This window comes from Pelomonas sp. Root405 (assembly GCF_001425165.1).
GTDB lineage: Bacteria > Pseudomonadota > Gammaproteobacteria > Burkholderiales > Burkholderiaceae_C > Pelomonas.
The window spans coordinates 634,269-650,196 of record NZ_LMDU01000012.1 but is presented as its reverse complement, the minus strand read 5'-3'; the positions used below and the strand labels follow the sequence as shown (position 1 = coordinate 650,196).

The window sequence follows — 15,928 nt, the reverse complement described above, 5'->3', positions numbered from 1 at the left end:
AACGAAATGCGGGTGATGCGGGAAGGCGTGGATCAGCCCAGTTGCAGCGCCGGGTGGGCCAGCGCGACGGCGCTCGTCAGTGCGCTGGCATCGCCACGGATGCCGACGCGAACAGGCGCGCCGGGAATCAGGTCGATGAAGTTGTCTGCGAACTGCACGCCCGGCGCGCTGAGCCACAGCCCCTTGAGCGGGCGCTGCACGCTGAACAGCCAAGCGTTGCCGTCGCGCTGTGCCAGCAGGCCTGCGTCGGGCAGGTCGCGAAAGCGGAAGGGCTCGGGCCAGGCGCTGTCCCGCGCCAGCACGTCATCGCCGTTGCGCAGCTGGGCCGTCACGACGACATGGGTCGGAGGAAGGTCAAGCTTTAGCAGCGCCTCGGTCGTGCCGTTGGGCCTGACGATCAATTCCGTCTGCGTTTGCCCTTGCAACTGGCCTTGCAGGTCGTGCAGTTGCACTGTCAGGGCGGCCGGCAGTTCATCGGGCAAGGACGACATGACCCAGACGCGCAATCCGTCGGATGTCTGGCGGGCGGCGACCGCGATGGGTGCGAGCGCGCGCCGCACGGCATGCCAGGCGGGCTTGGCCGTGCCGCTGGAATCGATCAGTGCCCAGCTGGTGCTAGGCCAGCAGTCATTGAGCTGCCATACCAGCGCGCCGCCCACCGCCCGGGCGCCCTGGCGTTGCCAGCGGCGGCGGTAGTCCTGGTAGGCATAGCGCATCGCCTCGGCCTGCACGAACTGCGTGCCGTAGACCTGGTCGGCCAGCGTGGGGCCGACGCGCAAGGTGTCGGCCAAGTAGACCGCCAGCCGCCGGTGGCCGTCCATCATCTGCAAGCCGGCCTTGTTGTGCCAGGCCAGGCTCTCGCTGTGCGGGTGCTGGTCGGCGGCGGCGAGCGTCTGCTGCAGCAAAGGCAGAGACGGGTGGGACTGCATGCCGAACTCGCTGACGAAGCGTCCCTCGAACTTGTGATAGTCCGCATACGGCGCCATCTGCCCGTGCCAGACCTCCCAGGTGTGCCGGTCGCCCACCGTCGCGTCGCTGGACACGATCACTTCGCCTTGGGCCGGCGAGTAGGGGCTGCCGGGCCAGTAAGGACGGTCCGGATCCAGCGCAGCGCACAGCTCGGGCAGCAGCTTCTCGTAGATGCGCCGGGCCGGCATGTCGTCCGGCTTGTCGGGCCCGTAGCGGCCGCAGGTCTCGGCGATCGCATAGTCCTCGTTGTTGCCGCACCAGAGGGCTAGGCTGGCCCGGTGGCGCAGTCGCTTGATGGCGGCCACCGCCTCCTGTTTCACGCTCTCGACAAAGGCGTCGTGCGCGGGGTAGACGCCGCATGCGAACAAGAAGTCCTGCCAGACGAGCAGGCCGAGTTCGTCGCAGGCGTCGTAGAAGGCTTCGTCTTCATAGATACCACCGGCCCATACCCGCAGCATCACCATGTTGGCGTCGCGCGCCTGCTGCACGCGTTCGCGGTAGCGCTCGGGCGTGATGCGGTTGAGCAGGTTGTCGTCTGGGATCCAGTTGGCGCCCCCGGTGAAGAACTCCCGGCCGTTCACGCTGAAATGAAATGACGAGCCGGCCTCTGCCTCGATGGGTTGCTGCAACAGCGCCAGGCGCCGCAGGCCAAGCTTGCGTTCGCAGCGGTCCAGCACAGCGCCGCTGGCGTCGCGCAGCTCGGTCACCAGCCGGTAGAGCGGCTGCCCGCCCATCCCGGCCGGCCACCAGAGCTGAGGGTCGACGACCTGGAAGTCGGCATCGCCGCCCGCGCGATTCGCCAACTGACGGCCATCGGGCGCGTAGAGGGCGTGGAGGACATGGCCTTCGAGCTGCGCTTCAGAACCGCTGAGCTCGGCGCTGACGGCGACGGTGACGGCACTCGCGTCAGGCGCCCAACGCAGACGCGTCTGCACGTCGGCGATACGCCGCGAGTAAGCCTGCAGGCGCACAGGCTTCCAGGGGCCGCTCGTCAGCAGCACCGGGCCCCAGTCCCAGCCGTAGTGATAGGGCGCCTTGCGCACATAAAGCCGGCTGCTGTCGCCATTCCAGAGCGGCTGCTTGCCATGCTCGGCCTCGACAGCTTGGCCGCGCCGCAGCGCCGACTCGAACACCAGCACCAGGCGGTTGGCCCCGGTCTTGAGCCACTGCCGAACCGGCAGGCGGTGCGGCACGAACATGTTGTCGCTGCGCAGAATGCAGTGGCCGTTCAACCAGACCTGTGCAAACGTGTCGAGGCCGTCGCAGACGAGGTCCAGTTCTCCGTCAACTGGCAGGGCGGTCAAGTCGAAGTCCAGCCGGTAGACCCAGTCCCGCTGAGCGACCCATTGCACGTCTCGCTCGTTCATCGCGAGGTGGGGATCCGGAATCAGGCCTTCCCGCAAAAGATCCTGGTAAACATTGCCAGGCACCTCGGCGTGGTGCCAGCCGTCGGTCTCGGCCAGCACGGCGTCCAACGTTTGGGGATCGTCGAGCGCGCGGCAGACCCAGTGGCTGGGCAGGGGAAGGTCAGTCAGGGCAAGGATCGTCATGGCAAGGCGGGCAGCAGCGGTCGCGCAGGTGTCTGTGAAGCTTTTGCCGAGTGCTGGCATGGCACCTCAGCTCGGCTGAAACGATATAAACAAGGTCTTTTGTTTATGTTGTTGCCAGTTTGTTCCGACAGCTCCGCATTGGCAAATAGGTAGAAACTCTGAATCATGTTGTTTGTGCAACATTGTTATGTTGCGTAAACATCTGCTGCAAAGTTGGTTGCCTCATTGCGATCTGAAATGGGCCGGCATCGCCCGCGTCCGTGCCGGCTCGCGGTGGATCCACGAGCCTCGTCGGCCCGCCCTTCAAAAGATCAGCAGATCGTCCAGGTAGCCCCGGAATGCACCTGCGGCATCGGCGCGGTCATAGCCGACGTTGATCTCGACGATGGTCTTGCCTGCCGCCACGGCACCGACGTTGCTGCTGATGAGGTTCCATGCACCCTGCACGAGGCGGCGGCCGGCGCCTTGTTGCGACGGGCTGAGCCGGACGCCGTTTTGGTCCACCGCGGCCGTGTTGCGAAGCCAAGTGCCATCGGAGAACAGCAGGTCGATGGCGACATATGTGCCGCTGGTTCCGCTGCCTGCTTCCGACGCAGGAAAGAGCCAGTAGGACAGGTTCGTCGCGGGTGTCACCGGGATGTTGACGGCCAAGACGCGGTTGTAGGAGTAGCTTTGCGTCGCGCTGGCGTCGCGACCCTGGACCAGCAATGAACCCGAGCCCGTATGTGCTGTCGCACCGATCCGAGTTGACGATTCCATCGTGCTCTTGCCGCAGCAGTAGCCTCCGACGTTGGCGCTGGCGCGCACGGTGTCGCTCCAGGTGAGCGGCGAATCGGTGGTTTCGAAGCTGGTGGCAAAGGGCGCCTGGGCGATGGACAGCTCGTCGACGGATGCGCTGAACGGTCCGGTTGCGCCGGGCTGGTCATAGCCGATAGCAACGCGCTGGATGGTCTTGCCGGCAGCCACCGCGCCGATCTTCGAACTCACCAGGTTCCATTGGCCAACCTGCAGCTGGCCGCCGGAGCCTTGCGCATTGGGGTGCAGCGTGATGCCACGCTGATCCACCGCGCCCAGGTTGCGAAGCCAGCTGCCGTCTGTGAACAGCACATCTACGGCGGTGGAGCGGCCGTTGAGGTTGTCCGGCCGTATCCAGTACGACAGCACGGTGTTGGCCGCTACCGGCAGCGCCAGGTCATAGAGGCGGTTGTACGAGAACGACTGCGTGGCGCTCAGGTCGTTGCCGGCAATGCGTAGGGCGCGTGCGCCGGCATGAGCCGCAGCTGTCGTCGTGCCAGTGTCCATACCTGCGGCGACGCCGGCGCCATTGGCGACGTTGGCGCTGCCTTCGACCGTATTGGCGCGCGCCACTGGCTCGCCCGCCTCGAAGCTGGTGAAGAAGCCGCTCACATGAGGCTTCAGAAGGGGTCCGAGTAGTTTGGCCAGCTTGGCGTGCCCCGCATCGTTGGGGTGGGTGCCGTCCGTGAAGTCGGCCGCCACCAGCCAGTTGCTGGTGTCAATGAACCGCACCCGCGTATCGCCCGAGGCTATGCGTGCCTGTACGGCGGCACGGGTCTGGTCAGCGTAGGCGCCGTTGAACAGACGCAGGGCAAGGATTTCGGCCGAAGGGTACTTGGCGCGAATGCCCTGCAGGAAGCTCGCGTATGCAGCCTGGAACGTGGTTGCGGGCACGTTGAAGCTGCTGTCATTGGTGCCAAGGTTGATGACGACAGCGCGTGGCTGGTAGGCCCCGAAGTCCCAGTCAGGTGCTGACGGATAGTCCACCGTCTTCTGCTTGAAGAACTGACGGCTCATGCCGATGGCATTGGGCGAGTAGCACTGGACCTGGTCCACCAGGCAGATGCCGGTGTAGGCCACCTGGGTGTGGTCGGCGCCCAGTTGCTCGCCAATCAGCCAGGCGTGGTCCGACAAGGCCTGCTTGGAGTTCAGATAGCCCGCGACGATGGAGCCGCCGACGAACTCGATGATGTTGTGGCGAACGGCTGGCAGGGATGTCCATGCGCCGCTGTCCAGCGCCAGGCCCTGGAACTTCAGCACGTCGCTCTGGTACTTGGCCGCGATGCGCAGGCTGTGGGACCCGTTGGCGAGTGGGCTGGGCGTCAGGTTGACTGTGCCGGACCGGCCCTCGTAGAGCACGTCGGGCCCGCCATTGATCGATGCGTAGAAGTTGGCCGGCGCGGCGAGCTTCACTGACACGCGCGTGCCGTTGAAATTGACTCGCAAGTACGAGCCGCCGTAGTAGCTGACGGCCTGGCTGGGCGAGGAGCGGTCCCAGCGCCCGACGTAGACGATGTTGGTGTCTGCCGGTGCGCCGTCGCCGGTACTGGCGGCGGCAGGCATTGGCGACAGGCCCTGGGCTGCAGCCACGCCAGCGGCCAGCAGCAATTTTGCGAACGAATTCATTGCGGTGTCTCGATGATTGTTTTTGGGGTGCGCGCCGGTCGCCGCGTTGCGGTCGGCCGGCGCACTCAAGCGGCGTCGGTGCGGCAGCGCGCTGCCACGCCGACCCGGGCTCAGCGCCAGCCCGGCATCTCGTCCAGCGTCAGCACGTTGCTGGCGCCGTACAGACCCGGCAGCGCGGCGCGGTTGCGCGGGTCGTCGATGAAGTCGGGCCACAGCATCTGAAAGATCCACTTCGGCTGGGCGGCCAGCTGCGAGGGCGTCATGACGAACTGGTTCTCGGCAATGGCGATGGGCTTGCCGGCCGAGATGCGCTGCATGATGGTGTAGTTGGCCTCGGTGTAGCCATTGATGTAGATGTCCAGCGAGGCGATGTCGAAGTAGTCGGGGCCCGGCGTGTAGGCGTCGACATCGGTGGCCAGGCTGTTGAAGTCCTGCACGTTCCAGACCCAGATGATGTTGTCCAGTCCTTTGGTGTTCGCGAGGTAGTTGCGCGTCAGGCGGAACAGCGCGGCGCTGCCGTACTGGCCGGTGTGGCAGGCCCACCAGAACACGCACTGGTTCATCTCGTGCAACGGTCGGAACATCACGACGACGCCAGCGTCCTTGAGCTGCTGCAGGTAGCCAGCCAGCGTGTTGAGGCGACCGATCCAGGTGTTGTAGAGGGCCGTGCCGGGCGTCAGCAGTTGCTGGAACTGCGCGGGGGTCAGCTTGGCCGGGCGGGAGCCGCCGATGTCATCCCAGCTGCAGTACTCATCCCGCGTCGGCGCGCAGGCGTGGTACGTCAGGCTGACGGCCGCGCCCTTGCGGAACTGGTTCGCCGCCTCGGCAATCATCACGCTGCGGTAGTTCAGGAACTCATTGCCGAAGCCGAAATCGCCGCCCCAGAACGATGACGGCCGCGCGGTAATGGCGTCCACACGCCGCGTGTCGCTGGTAGGCGTGGCCGAGTTCTTGTTGTGGACACCGACGAGCGTCTGCCGACCGGAGATGCCGTAGAAGAAGTTCATCATGTTCTGCTTCAGCCGCGCTGTCGGCGAGCCCGCCGACACAGTGGTCGGGGTGAAGGTCCAGCGCTGGTTAGCCTGGCTGTTGCAGGCCCACTGCTGGACGTTGACGCCGTCGGTCGTGTACTGGGCGGCGACATCCAGGCATTTGCCGGAGTGCCGGGCCACGACCTGGTAGCGGCCCGAGCCGACGTCGTTGAGCGTGAAGCGCTGGTTGTCGGTGCTCGTCGCGCTCCAAAGCTGGACATTGGCACCATCGGCCGTCGAGTTTGCGGCGACGTCGGCGAGCTTGCCGCTCAGGATGTTGGCGAACTGGTAGTAGCCATTGGCATCGCGCGTGACGTCGAAGGCCTGGGCGGCGCCGCCATTGCAGGCGTACTGCTGCAGGTTGCTTCCGTTGGCCGTTCCCGAGGCAGCGGTGTCGAGGCATTTGCCGCTGTGCTGGGCCGTCAGCGTGTAGCGGCCGGGCGAGATCGTGGCGCCGATGGACTTGGCCACGAAGCGAAAGCGCTGCTGCGGATTGTTGTTGCAGGCCCATTGCTGGACGTTGGCGCCGTCGGCCGTGGAGCCACTGGCGACATCAACGCACTTGCCGCTGTTGCGGTTGATGACGGTCCACTCGGTCGTGCTGCCGCTGACCTGTTGCACCGTCCAGCGCTGGGCCGTGGTGCCGTTGTCGGTCCAGATCTGCACATTGCCGGCGTCGTTGCGAGAGGCGCCGGCAACGTCCAGCGCCTTGCCGTTGATGGCCGTCAGCAGCTTGTGCTCGCCCGCGGCGGTCTGCGCCAGGTCCCAGGCCTGGGCCAGTCCACCGTTGCAGGTGTACTGCTGGACATTGGTGCCGTCGGTCGTGCCGGCGGCGGCCACGTCCACGCATTTGCCGCTGTGCACCGACACGAGTTGGTAGCGCCCCTGGGCAGGCGGCGCGGCCACAGCGGCCTGGGCAGCAGCCGATAAGAGGATGGCGAGCGGTATGACTCTGGGAGGGGCGAATGAAAGAGTTGGCATGGTTGTCTCCGTGTTTTGGCCTGCGGCAAGCGCTCCACCCTTGGATGGCGGGACGTTTAACTTCGGCGTTCGATCTTTACTAAGAATGTAAACATTGATGAACAAAATTATGTTTACATCCAATTCCAGTGTGCGAGTCACCAAGAACTCCAGCAAATAGGTGTAAACGCGGGCGAATATGGACAAACTTGTGAATATTTGTTGTGGCAACATTTGCATGTTCCATAAACAAACTCACTGGTCGGGGTGCTGCCAAGCTGGGCGCCGCGCGCCTCACCACTAGCAAACTCGCTTGAGTGCACGATGACTGAACGGGTATTGATCCTTGGAGGCGGCACCGCCGGCTGGATGACGGCGCTGGCCCTGACCAAGCGCGCTCGCCCCGGGCGGCCGCTGGCCGTCACGCTGGTGGACTCCGCAGCCATCGGCAGCATTGGCGTCGGCGAGGCCACGGTGCCGGCCATCCTTGACTACCTCACCAGCGTGCAGGCCGACGTACCGGCGCTGATCCGCGACAGCCGGGCCACTCTGAAGGCCGGCATTGCCTTTCAGGACTGGCGCGCCATCGGCCAGCGCTATTTCCACGGCTTCGGCCTGTATGGCGCCAGCGCCGGCGGCGTCGGCTTCCACCAGGTCCTGGCCTGGCTGCAGGCCCAGGACGGCGGGCAGGACCTGCGGCTGGAGGACTTCAACCTGTGCGCGCAGATGGCGCTGCGCGGCCGGTTCGCGGCGCCGCCCGCCCAACCGGAGGCCGACCACGACATCTATCGCTGGGCCCTGCACCTGGACGCCGGCCTGTTCGCCCAGCACCTGCGTCGGCAAGCGCTGGGCAGCGGCGTGCAGCACCTGGACGGCGTGTTCGAACATGCCGACATCGGCCCGGACAGCGGCGCCATCACGGCCATCACGCTGACCGACGGCCGTCGCCTGGAGGCCGACCTCTTCATCGACTGCTCGGGCTTTCGCGGTCTGCTGATTCGTCAGGCGTTGCGGCAGCCCTGGGTCAGCTGGCGCCACTGGCTGCCCTGCGACCGCGCAGTGGCCCAGCCCACGGCGGGCAGCGGGCCGGCCACGCCATATACGCTGGCCCAGGCACTGCCCGCCGGCTGGCGCTGGCGCATCCCGCTGCAGCATCGCATCGGCAACGGCCACGTCTATGCCTCGGCCTTTATGAGCGACGAGCAGGCCCTGCAACTGCTGCAGGCCCATCAGGACGGCGAGGCGCTGGCCGAGCCAAACTGGATTCGCTTCGACCCCGGCCACATCGCCCAGCCCTGGGTCAGGAACGTCGTCGCCATCGGCCTGTCGGCGGGCTTCCTTGAGCCGCTGGAGTCCACCGGCATCACCCTCATCCACTCCGCCATCGACAAGCTGCTCGCGCTCTGGCCCGACGACCCCCAAGCACCTGCGCTGGCGGCCGAGTTCAACCGCGCCTCGCTGTTGGAAATGGAGCGCATCCGCGACTTCCTGGTGCTGCACTACGCGCTGAGCGAGCGCCGCGACAGCGAGTTCTGGCGCCACATCACCGCGGCACCGCTGCCCGACACGCTGGTCCACAAGCTGGCGGTCTACCGCGCCAATGGCCACTTCGTGCGCCATGAATGGGAGACCTTCCAGGATCACAGCTGGCTGGCGGTCTATGACGGCCTGGGCGTGCGGCCACAGCAATTGGACGCGCGTTTGGCGCGCTTCCAGGCTGCCGACGTGCGCCAGGGCTGTGAGGCCATGCAGGCCGCCATCCTGCGCCGCGCAGAACAAGCCCCTCTCTCCGATGCCGAGGTCCTCGCCAGGGCCCTTCAAGTCGCCCCATGAACCCAACGCCCGCACAACCTATCCAGCGCATCGTCATCCTCGGCGGCGGCAGTGCCGGATGGATGGCCGCCGCCGCCCTGTCCCACGCCTTCCATAGCAAGCGCAGCATCCACGTCGTCGAGAGCGAAGCCATCGGCACCGTCGGCGTGGGCGAGGCCACCATCCCGCAGATGCGCGCCTTCAATCACGCGCTTGGACTGGACGAGAGCGAGTTCCTGCGCCGCACGCAGGGCACCTTCAAGCTGGGCATCGAGTTCGTCGATTGGGGACAGCGGGGTGAGCGGTATATGCACACCTTCGGCGGCGTCGGCCGTGATTTGGGCCTGGCCTCGTTTCACCATTTCTGGGTACGCATGCGCAACGAAGGCAAGGCGCTGCCTCTCGACGCCTATGCACTCAACAGCCTGATGGGTGAGGCCAACCGTTTCTCCCGCGAGGCCAGGCCCGTGCAGGGTGACGGTCCAGGCTCGCCCGTGTCGTACGCCTATCACTTCGACGCCGGGCTGTACGCCGCCACTCTGCGCCAGATCAGCGAGGCCCGGGGGGTGCGCCGCACGGAAGGCAAGGTCGTGCGAGCACTGCAACGACCTGCGGACGGCTTCGTCACGGCGCTGCTGATGGAGAACGGCGAGCAGATCGAGGGCGACCTGTTCATCGACTGCAGCGGTTTCCGGGGCATGCTCATCGAGGACACCCTGCACACCGGCTACGAGGACTGGACGCACTGGTTGCCATGCGACCGCGCGGTAGCCGTGCCCTGCGGAAGCGTCGCGCCTCTCACCCCGTTCACGCGCGCCACTGCGCGCACGGCAGGGTGGCAGTGGCGCATCCCGCTACAGCACCGCATTGGCAACGGCCATGTCTTCAGCAGCGCGCACATCAGTGAAGACGAGGCCACCGCACAGTTGCTTGCCAATCTCGATGGGCCCGCACTGGCTGATGCTCGCACGCTGCGCTTCAGAACCGGCAAGCGCAAGAAGATGTGGCACAAGAACGTGGTGGCCATGGGCTTGGCCAGCGGCTTCCTGGAGCCACTGGAATCGACCAGCCTTTATCTGATCCAGTCCAGCCTGTCGCGCCTGATCCAGTTCTTTCCAGATACAGACTTCCATCAGCCTGACATCGACGAGCACAACGCTCAGGCAGACGAGGAGTTCGAGCGCATCCGTGACTTCATCATCTTGCACTACCACCTGACCCGCCGCGAAGACTCGGCCTTCTGGCGGCAGGTGCGGACGATGGCGATACCCGAGTCCTTGAGCCGCAAGGTGCAGGCCTTTGCTCACGCGGGACGCCTCCATCCCGCGCAGCGCGATCTCTTCTCGGACCCTAGCTGGTTGCAAGTGATGGTGGGTCAGGGGCTTGTTCCGCAGCGCAACCATCCCCTGGCCGACCATCTGAGCGGCGCGGAATGTGAGTTCTTCCTCCAGCATGTGGGCAGGCAGCTTCAAGCCATCGCCATGAAGTTGCCCGACCATGCTGATTACGTTCGGAACTACTGCACAGCCTAGCGAACTTGCTGCGATTGCCTTCACGGATGTGCCCTTGATCCAGTTCGGACACTGACGTACGGTGACACCGCGCTTGACACCGTTAGGTGCCGGATGCCACTTCAAACGACGTGCTTGGCCACTTGGGCTTTGGAGCCATGATCGCTAAGCGACAGGAGAATCAACCATGAGACGCCGTACCCTTTTGCCCGCGATGCTAGCCACGCCTTGGTTGGCTCAAGCCCAGGCAAACAAACCTGTGACCTGGATCGTGCCTTTCCCTGTGGGAGGCGGCACGGACGCGTTCGCGCGCCCGCTGACGGCAGCCTTGACAAAGCAGATGGGCCGTCAGGTGCTGATCGATAACAAGGGCGGCGCCGGAGGAACTGTGGGAGCCGGCATCGCCGCAAAGCTCGCACCCGACGGCAGCAACTTCTTCATGGGGGCCGTCCACCACACGATCGCGCCCTCGATGTACCCGCGACTCGACTATCGCCTTGAAGAGGATTTCATTCCTGTCGCGCTGCTCGCCAGCGTGCCCCAAGTCATCGTCGTTCATCCTGGCCAATTGCCAGTTAGCGACTTGAAGGGACTGCTCGCGGCCGTGCGTGCGAAGCCTGGCAAGCTCAATTACGCCTCTGCTGGCAACGGCACGTCCCATCACCTGGCAGGTGAACTGTTCAAGCTGAACACCAAGACATTCATCACCCACATCCCGTACCGTGGCGCAGGCCCGGCATTGCAAGACTTGGTTGCCGGACAGGCAGAGCTGATGTTTGACGGCCTCGGCTCTTCGGCGACGCATATCAAGTCCGGCCGCATCAAGGCGCTCGCGGTAGCTGCAAGCAAACGCGCCGTCGGCTTCCCAGACGTGCCAACCGCCGCTGAGGCCGGCGTGCCGGACTATGAAATCTCGACGTGGTATGGGCTGTGGGCTCCAAAAGGCACGCCACGTGAAGCAATCACGGCGATGCAGGCTGAGTTGCGCACCGCCTTCGCGACCGACGAGGTTCGCAAGGTTTGGAATGGACTCGGCGCTGACGTGCCCAACCTGTATGGCGATGCCTTTGGTCGATTGGTCAGCAGCGAAACCAAGCGTTGGGCGGAGGTGGTGAAACGGTCTGGAGCCAAGCTGGACTAATTGTTCTGCTGACTAGCGCTCGCCGATACCGCCAATTCCCGTTCTCGGACCTCGGCAGACCGCAGTTGATTGGGCGCAAGGGATGGTTGGCTGCCGGCGCGCGCATTTTTCAGCAACCAACTGGCGGCGGGCTCTGACTCTCGCTCAGGTCTTGACAGAAAGCCCGCCCCGGTTCGGACAGACGTTGCTTGGCACGGGCAATCTGACAGGCAACCGGCCACATGTTTTCTGGTCTCATGACGATGCTTTCTAACCGGTCATTGCAGCCGACCTGCGCCTGCTTTGCTGGCTAGACGGCTGAACTTCAACGTTGAGCGACCGCTTGCTGGATCCCCTGATGAGCCCATGCGAGCTTCCGCTTTGGGCACTTTGCTGACCCTCGCACCATTGGCTGACCCACATCGCCACTCCCGTCGCCCGCCACATCCAAAGGCAGGCCGCGCCGATGTCCATCAGTCGGCAGCTCGAACCTCGTGAAGCTTATGGCAGCGACCCCGACAGCGATATGGGGGGCGACACGACCATCGCCCAGTCGCCATGCAGACGCCCACCGTGCAAGAACAGACGCGCCACCTGTAGCTGCCGCCAGCGATCCAAGTTTCTCGCCCATTTTTCGCATTCTTCTCGCGAATTTTCCGGGTTTTTGGCGCGAACTTTTCGCCTGTTTTTCATCCGTCGATGCTCGGCTCCCTTGAGAAGAATTCGCAGGGGCTTGAGGACTTCGCTATCGGCTTACGGACGGCTCAGCGCCGCCTCTGCGGCCCGTGAGAGTCCGATCTCCTGCAGACCCCGGTTTCGACCCGCTTTCGACCCGCTGCTGACCCACTTGCGGTCCACTGCCTGTTCGCTGGCACTTGGTCGAGCGCACCTACCGCCGTCTTTGACGGGCGTAGAGCAAACTCGTAGGGCTAGTGCAGGATAGGCTGCGCGCCAGCAAGTGGATGCATGAGCAGACGCGAGCGAGTGTTCTGCTTCAGAACTCGTGGGCGTCTTTCTAACGGGCTATATAGTGGGCGTCACGTCGCTGGCCTGCCCGATTCGCGGGCGTCAGAAGAACGCCAAGCGTTCGCGACTCCGCTCCATTGATGTTGCAGCGCGACTAACTTCCGGCTAGCGTCCCGGCGCCAGGCGAACTGGGAGAAAGCCATGGACAACAAGAATGCAGCCGCAGCTCCGGACAAGGTAGCCGTCGTGATCATTCACGGCATGGGCGAACAACGCCCAATGGAGACACTCCGTGGGTTTGTGGAGACCTTGTGGGAAAGGGATTCAAGCCTTTTCAAGGGGCTGGCCAAGCCACCCGACCACGAGAACTGGGATACCTGGAGCAAGCCAGATCCCCTGACCGGCTCCTCCGAGTTGCGACGCATCACGACCGCCCGAGCACGAAATCCCCACATCTCTGACCGGCCGGGCATCCGTGCGGACTTCTTTGAGCTCCACTGGGCCGACATCACAGCCGACTCCACGTGGGGAGACTTCACGCTGTGGTTCAAGCGTCTGCTGTGGCGAAACCCGTTCGGCTGCGAGGTGCCCAAGCGCGTCATGTTCGTTTGGTGCCTTCTCTGGCTCACGTCAATTGCGGTCCTTATAAGCGGGCTTTCCACGGCATTGACAAAGGTTCCTGTCCTCAAGGACACAGACTTGGCCGGTTTTCTGAACTGGGGCGGCTGGGGCTGGATGACCGTCGCTCTTCTGGTGTTCGGTGCCACCGTAAAAGCCTTCCTGACGGCGTACTTTGGTGACGTCGCTCGGTACGTGAGCGCCTCACCGCGAAACATCAAGGTCCGGCAAGCCGCGCGCGACCGCGGGCTGAAGCTTCTTCGTGACCTTCATGCGAGTGGCGCATATGGCAGGGTCATCATTGTTGGTCACAGTCTTGGCTCAATCCTCGCGCATGACCTTCTTGCGCTGGCGTGGGCTGAAGCCGCGGGGAATATCCAGATAGCGGACGACGACGACATTCTTGAGGCCATCACCGAATGCGAAAACGCTGGCATTGAGCTGCTCAAACTTTGTCGTGAGAAGCCCACTCCTGCGGCCACAGTCAGCCGACATGACCACGGATGCATCTGCGCAAAGCCTGCGGATGCGCCACGGTCCCCCGAGGACGTTCGGACGCTGGCTCAGAAGCTAGGAACGTATCGCGAAGCTCAGCGAAACCTGTTCCGGCTGCTCAGCGAGGTCGAGGTTGGCCCTTCAGGCCAGGAGCGCAGCGCTTGGCTAGTCTCTGACCTCGTTACGCTTGGCAGCCCGCTGACACACGCAAACTTCCTTGTGGCTCAGAACGGCTGCGAGCTGCACGAGATGATGCAGTCGCGCGAGATTCTCCGTGCCCCGCCCGTGTACGAGGCCAAGAAGGGCTCCCATGAGCCGACGTTCACATTCCGCTCATCTAAGGCGCCGGAGTTCACTCAGATGCATCACGCTGCGGCTTTTGCGCCTGTGAGGTGGACGAATTTGCACGACATCACCAGCCCTGGGATGTTCTTGCGGGGCGACATGATCTCCGGACCGGTTGCCAGTGACTACGGTCCGGGGGCGCTTGACCTGAACGTGAGGCCGCTGCGCCAAGGTTTCTTGGGAGGCCTGTTTCCCCGCCTCTTCACTCACACCCTGTACTGGAGCTATCCCCGCGATGGCAAGGGCCAGGCTCCGGGCTACATAGAAGCACTGCGCCTTGCGGTGAATGTGCTGGACGACCCTACCATCGAGCAGCAGCTCATACAGATGTTTGAGGCGGACCTGTCCAAAGCTTCTGCCGATGCTGCCGCGACCGGCGCCGAAGAAGGCTCGAGCGCCCAGGGCTGAACGCCGGCACGCTCACGTAACATCCGGCGACCATGGGCCTATGGCTCGCACAAAGCAAGTCTCGAGGGACGCATGTATCTCGTTGATCTAGAGCTGACGAACGTCCGAGCGATCCGGCACATGTCGGTGGACTTTCGCAGCACCAAGCCAAATGAGAAGACCCGGCGGTGGACCGTCCTGCTGGGTGAGAACGGGTGCGGAAAGAGCACGGTCCTCAAATCCATCGCGCTCCTGCTCGCCGGCTCTGAGGCCTTACCAGACCTCCTCGGCGCACCTGACCAGTGGATCCACAACGACGCAAAACAGGCCACCATCAGCGCGACCATCTGCACGGCAGAAGGTGAAGAGCGCACGCTCACCCTGAGCCTCAATCGTGGGGATGGGCGCGATACGGTCATCAAGAGGAACTCCAACGGCCTACGGCAACTAGACGCGGCCCTGCGCAAGGCGGACCGCAACTACTTCATCGCTGGCTACGGCGCATTCCGCCGGCCTCCGGACACTACCCGTCGGAGCAGCATTGGCAGCAGCCTCGAACAAGGCAGGGCTGCTCAGCTCGGGAGCATGTTCTCGTTGGGGCATGAACTGGTCAGCCTGGAACAGTGGGCCATGGACCTCGACTACGTCGTAGGTACTGAGGGCAGCAGCATCATCACGGAAGCGCTCGGCAAGCTTTTGCCGGGTATGCACTTCAAGGGAATCGACAAGCGCAAGAGAGCCGTCGTGATGGGTACGGCCGATGGCGACGTACCGCTAGGGCAGCTCTCGGAGGGCTATCAAGCGATGGCTGCTTGGGCCGGAGACCTGTTGTTCCGGATGACAGAGACCTTCAAGGACCGGAAGGACCCTCTTGCGGCCCGCGGCGTCATGCTCATCGACGAGATGGATATGCACCTTCACCCCGTGTGGAAGCGCAATCTCGTCGACTTCCTCGACAACGCATTTCCCAACCTTCAGATCATCGCGACCACGCACTCTCCCCTGTCCATTCAGCAGTGCGGGGAAGGTGAACTCTTCGTGGTGCGACGTGAGACCGCCGGCCCAACGCTCGTGCCCTTCGCTGGCGATCCAAGCCGACTGCGGTTGTCAGAGCTGTTCCTGTCACCGCTCATCGGGCTGCAGACGCTTGACTCGCCGAAGGTCGCGGCTTTACGGGAGGAAGCCCGCAGCATCGAGCTCAAGCCCGGCTCCAAGTCCGCGCTAGAAGTCGCCAAGCTCCGCTCCATCCAAGAGCAGCTTGAAGGTACTACGCCCATGACCACAGAAGAGGCTCCAGCGTTCGCCAAGCTGATCGAGTATCAGAAGTCCCAACCGAACCTGGACGCTGCAGCCCGAATGATGGAGGCTGAGGAGCTTTTCGGAACCGCACGGGTGACCGTTGAGCCCGTGGCGCCTGCCGTAAAAAGCAGCCGAACAGTTCGCAAATCCGCGGTACCGCCCTCTTCCGCTCGTCCTCGAAGCGTCAGCGGGGCCAAAGCGACATCGTCATCGAGTAGTCCGGCTGTGAAGAAGGCTGCGGCGCCCAAAAAGCCCCCCGCCAAGAAACCAGTTGCACCGAAGCCGCTACCGAAGAAGCCTGCTGCGGAGGTTATTCCTCCGAGGGTTGCTCCAGCAAAGCCTCGCGCTGTCGTGAGGCCTGCGGCTAAGCCTGCTGCGAAGGGCAAGCCGTGAAGAGGCTCTGATACAGGGCAACAAGCCATCTGCCGTCACTAGGGAGGTAGC

8 protein-coding genes are annotated in these 15,928 nt (G+C 64.1%); 5 read left to right on the top strand and 3 right to left on the bottom strand.

The features are described from left to right. Nucleotides 1–32 precede the first annotated feature (32 nt). From ASC81_RS15840 to ASC81_RS15830, 3 genes are all read right to left on the bottom strand, one after another. On the bottom strand, nt 33–2,519 hold the full coding sequence (locus tag ASC81_RS15840; RefSeq protein WP_056268952.1) for a glycoside hydrolase family 2 protein: 2,487 nt from the start codon (nt 2,517–2,519) through the stop codon (nt 33–35). Between the two features lie 303 nt (nt 2,520–2,822). Next, entirely contained in the window at nt 2,823–4,940 is a 2,118-nt protein-coding gene (locus ASC81_RS15835; protein ID WP_056268950.1) for a GDSL-type esterase/lipase family protein, read from the bottom strand. A gap of 110 nt (nt 4,941–5,050) precedes the next feature. Next, nucleotides 5,051–6,952, bottom strand: coding sequence for an RICIN domain-containing protein (locus ASC81_RS15830; protein WP_162245907.1), 1,902 nt, complete (start codon nt 6,950–6,952; stop codon nt 5,051–5,053). A 303-nt stretch (nt 6,953–7,255) separates the two neighbouring features. Between ASC81_RS15830 and ASC81_RS15825 the strand changes: the two genes are divergently transcribed. The 5 genes from ASC81_RS15825 (at nt 7,256) to ASC81_RS15805 (ending at nt 15,877) form a co-directional block, all read left to right on the top strand. Next, nucleotides 7,256–8,764, top strand: coding sequence for a tryptophan halogenase family protein (locus ASC81_RS15825; protein ID WP_082536547.1), 1,509 nt, complete (start codon nt 7,256–7,258; stop codon nt 8,762–8,764). After that, entirely contained in the window at nt 8,761–10,275 is a 1,515-nt protein-coding gene (locus ASC81_RS15820; protein WP_056268945.1) for a tryptophan halogenase family protein, read from the top strand. The genes ASC81_RS15825 and ASC81_RS15820 overlap by 4 nt, the downstream gene beginning before the upstream one ends. Nucleotides 10,276–10,441: 166 nt before the next feature. Continuing rightward, nucleotides 10,442–11,395 carry a tripartite tricarboxylate transporter substrate binding protein gene (locus ASC81_RS15815; protein ID WP_056268943.1) on the top strand — a complete coding sequence of 318 codons (954 nt, stop codon included), beginning with the start codon at nt 10,442–10,444 and terminating at the stop codon, nt 11,393–11,395. 1,146 nt (nt 11,396–12,541) lie between these two features. After that, nucleotides 12,542–14,206 carry a hypothetical protein gene (locus tag ASC81_RS15810; RefSeq protein ID WP_156392155.1) on the top strand — a complete coding sequence of 555 codons (1,665 nt, stop codon included), beginning with the start codon at nt 12,542–12,544 and terminating at the stop codon, nt 14,204–14,206. A 72-nt stretch (nt 14,207–14,278) separates the two neighbouring features. Then, nucleotides 14,279–15,877 (top strand): AAA family ATPase, encoded by a 1,599-nt coding sequence (locus tag ASC81_RS15805; protein WP_056268939.1) that lies wholly within the window; start codon nt 14,279–14,281, stop codon nt 15,875–15,877. The last annotated feature ends 51 nt before the right edge of the window (nt 15,878–15,928 follow it).

Bases quoted from the DNA above. Each gene is read 5' to 3' on its own strand.
- ASC81_RS15840 (WP_056268952.1), bottom strand. From the start codon at position 2,519: ATGACGATCCTTGCCCTGACTGACCTTCCCCTGCCCAGCCACTGGGTC.
- ASC81_RS15835 (WP_056268950.1), bottom strand. From the start codon at position 4,940: ATGAATTCGTTCGCAAAATTGCTGCTGGCCGCTGGCGTGGCTGCAGCC.
- ASC81_RS15830 (WP_162245907.1), bottom strand. From the start codon at position 6,952: ATGCCAACTCTTTCATTCGCCCCTCCCAGAGTCATACCGCTCGCCATC.
- ASC81_RS15825 (WP_082536547.1), top strand. From the start codon at position 7,256: ATGACTGAACGGGTATTGATCCTTGGAGGCGGCACCGCCGGCTGGATG.
- ASC81_RS15820 (WP_056268945.1), top strand. From the start codon at position 8,761: ATGAACCCAACGCCCGCACAACCTATCCAGCGCATCGTCATCCTCGGC.
- ASC81_RS15815 (WP_056268943.1), top strand. From the start codon at position 10,442: ATGAGACGCCGTACCCTTTTGCCCGCGATGCTAGCCACGCCTTGGTTG.
- ASC81_RS15810 (WP_156392155.1), top strand. From the start codon at position 12,542: ATGGACAACAAGAATGCAGCCGCAGCTCCGGACAAGGTAGCCGTCGTG.
- ASC81_RS15805 (WP_056268939.1), top strand. From the start codon at position 14,279: ATGTATCTCGTTGATCTAGAGCTGACGAACGTCCGAGCGATCCGGCAC.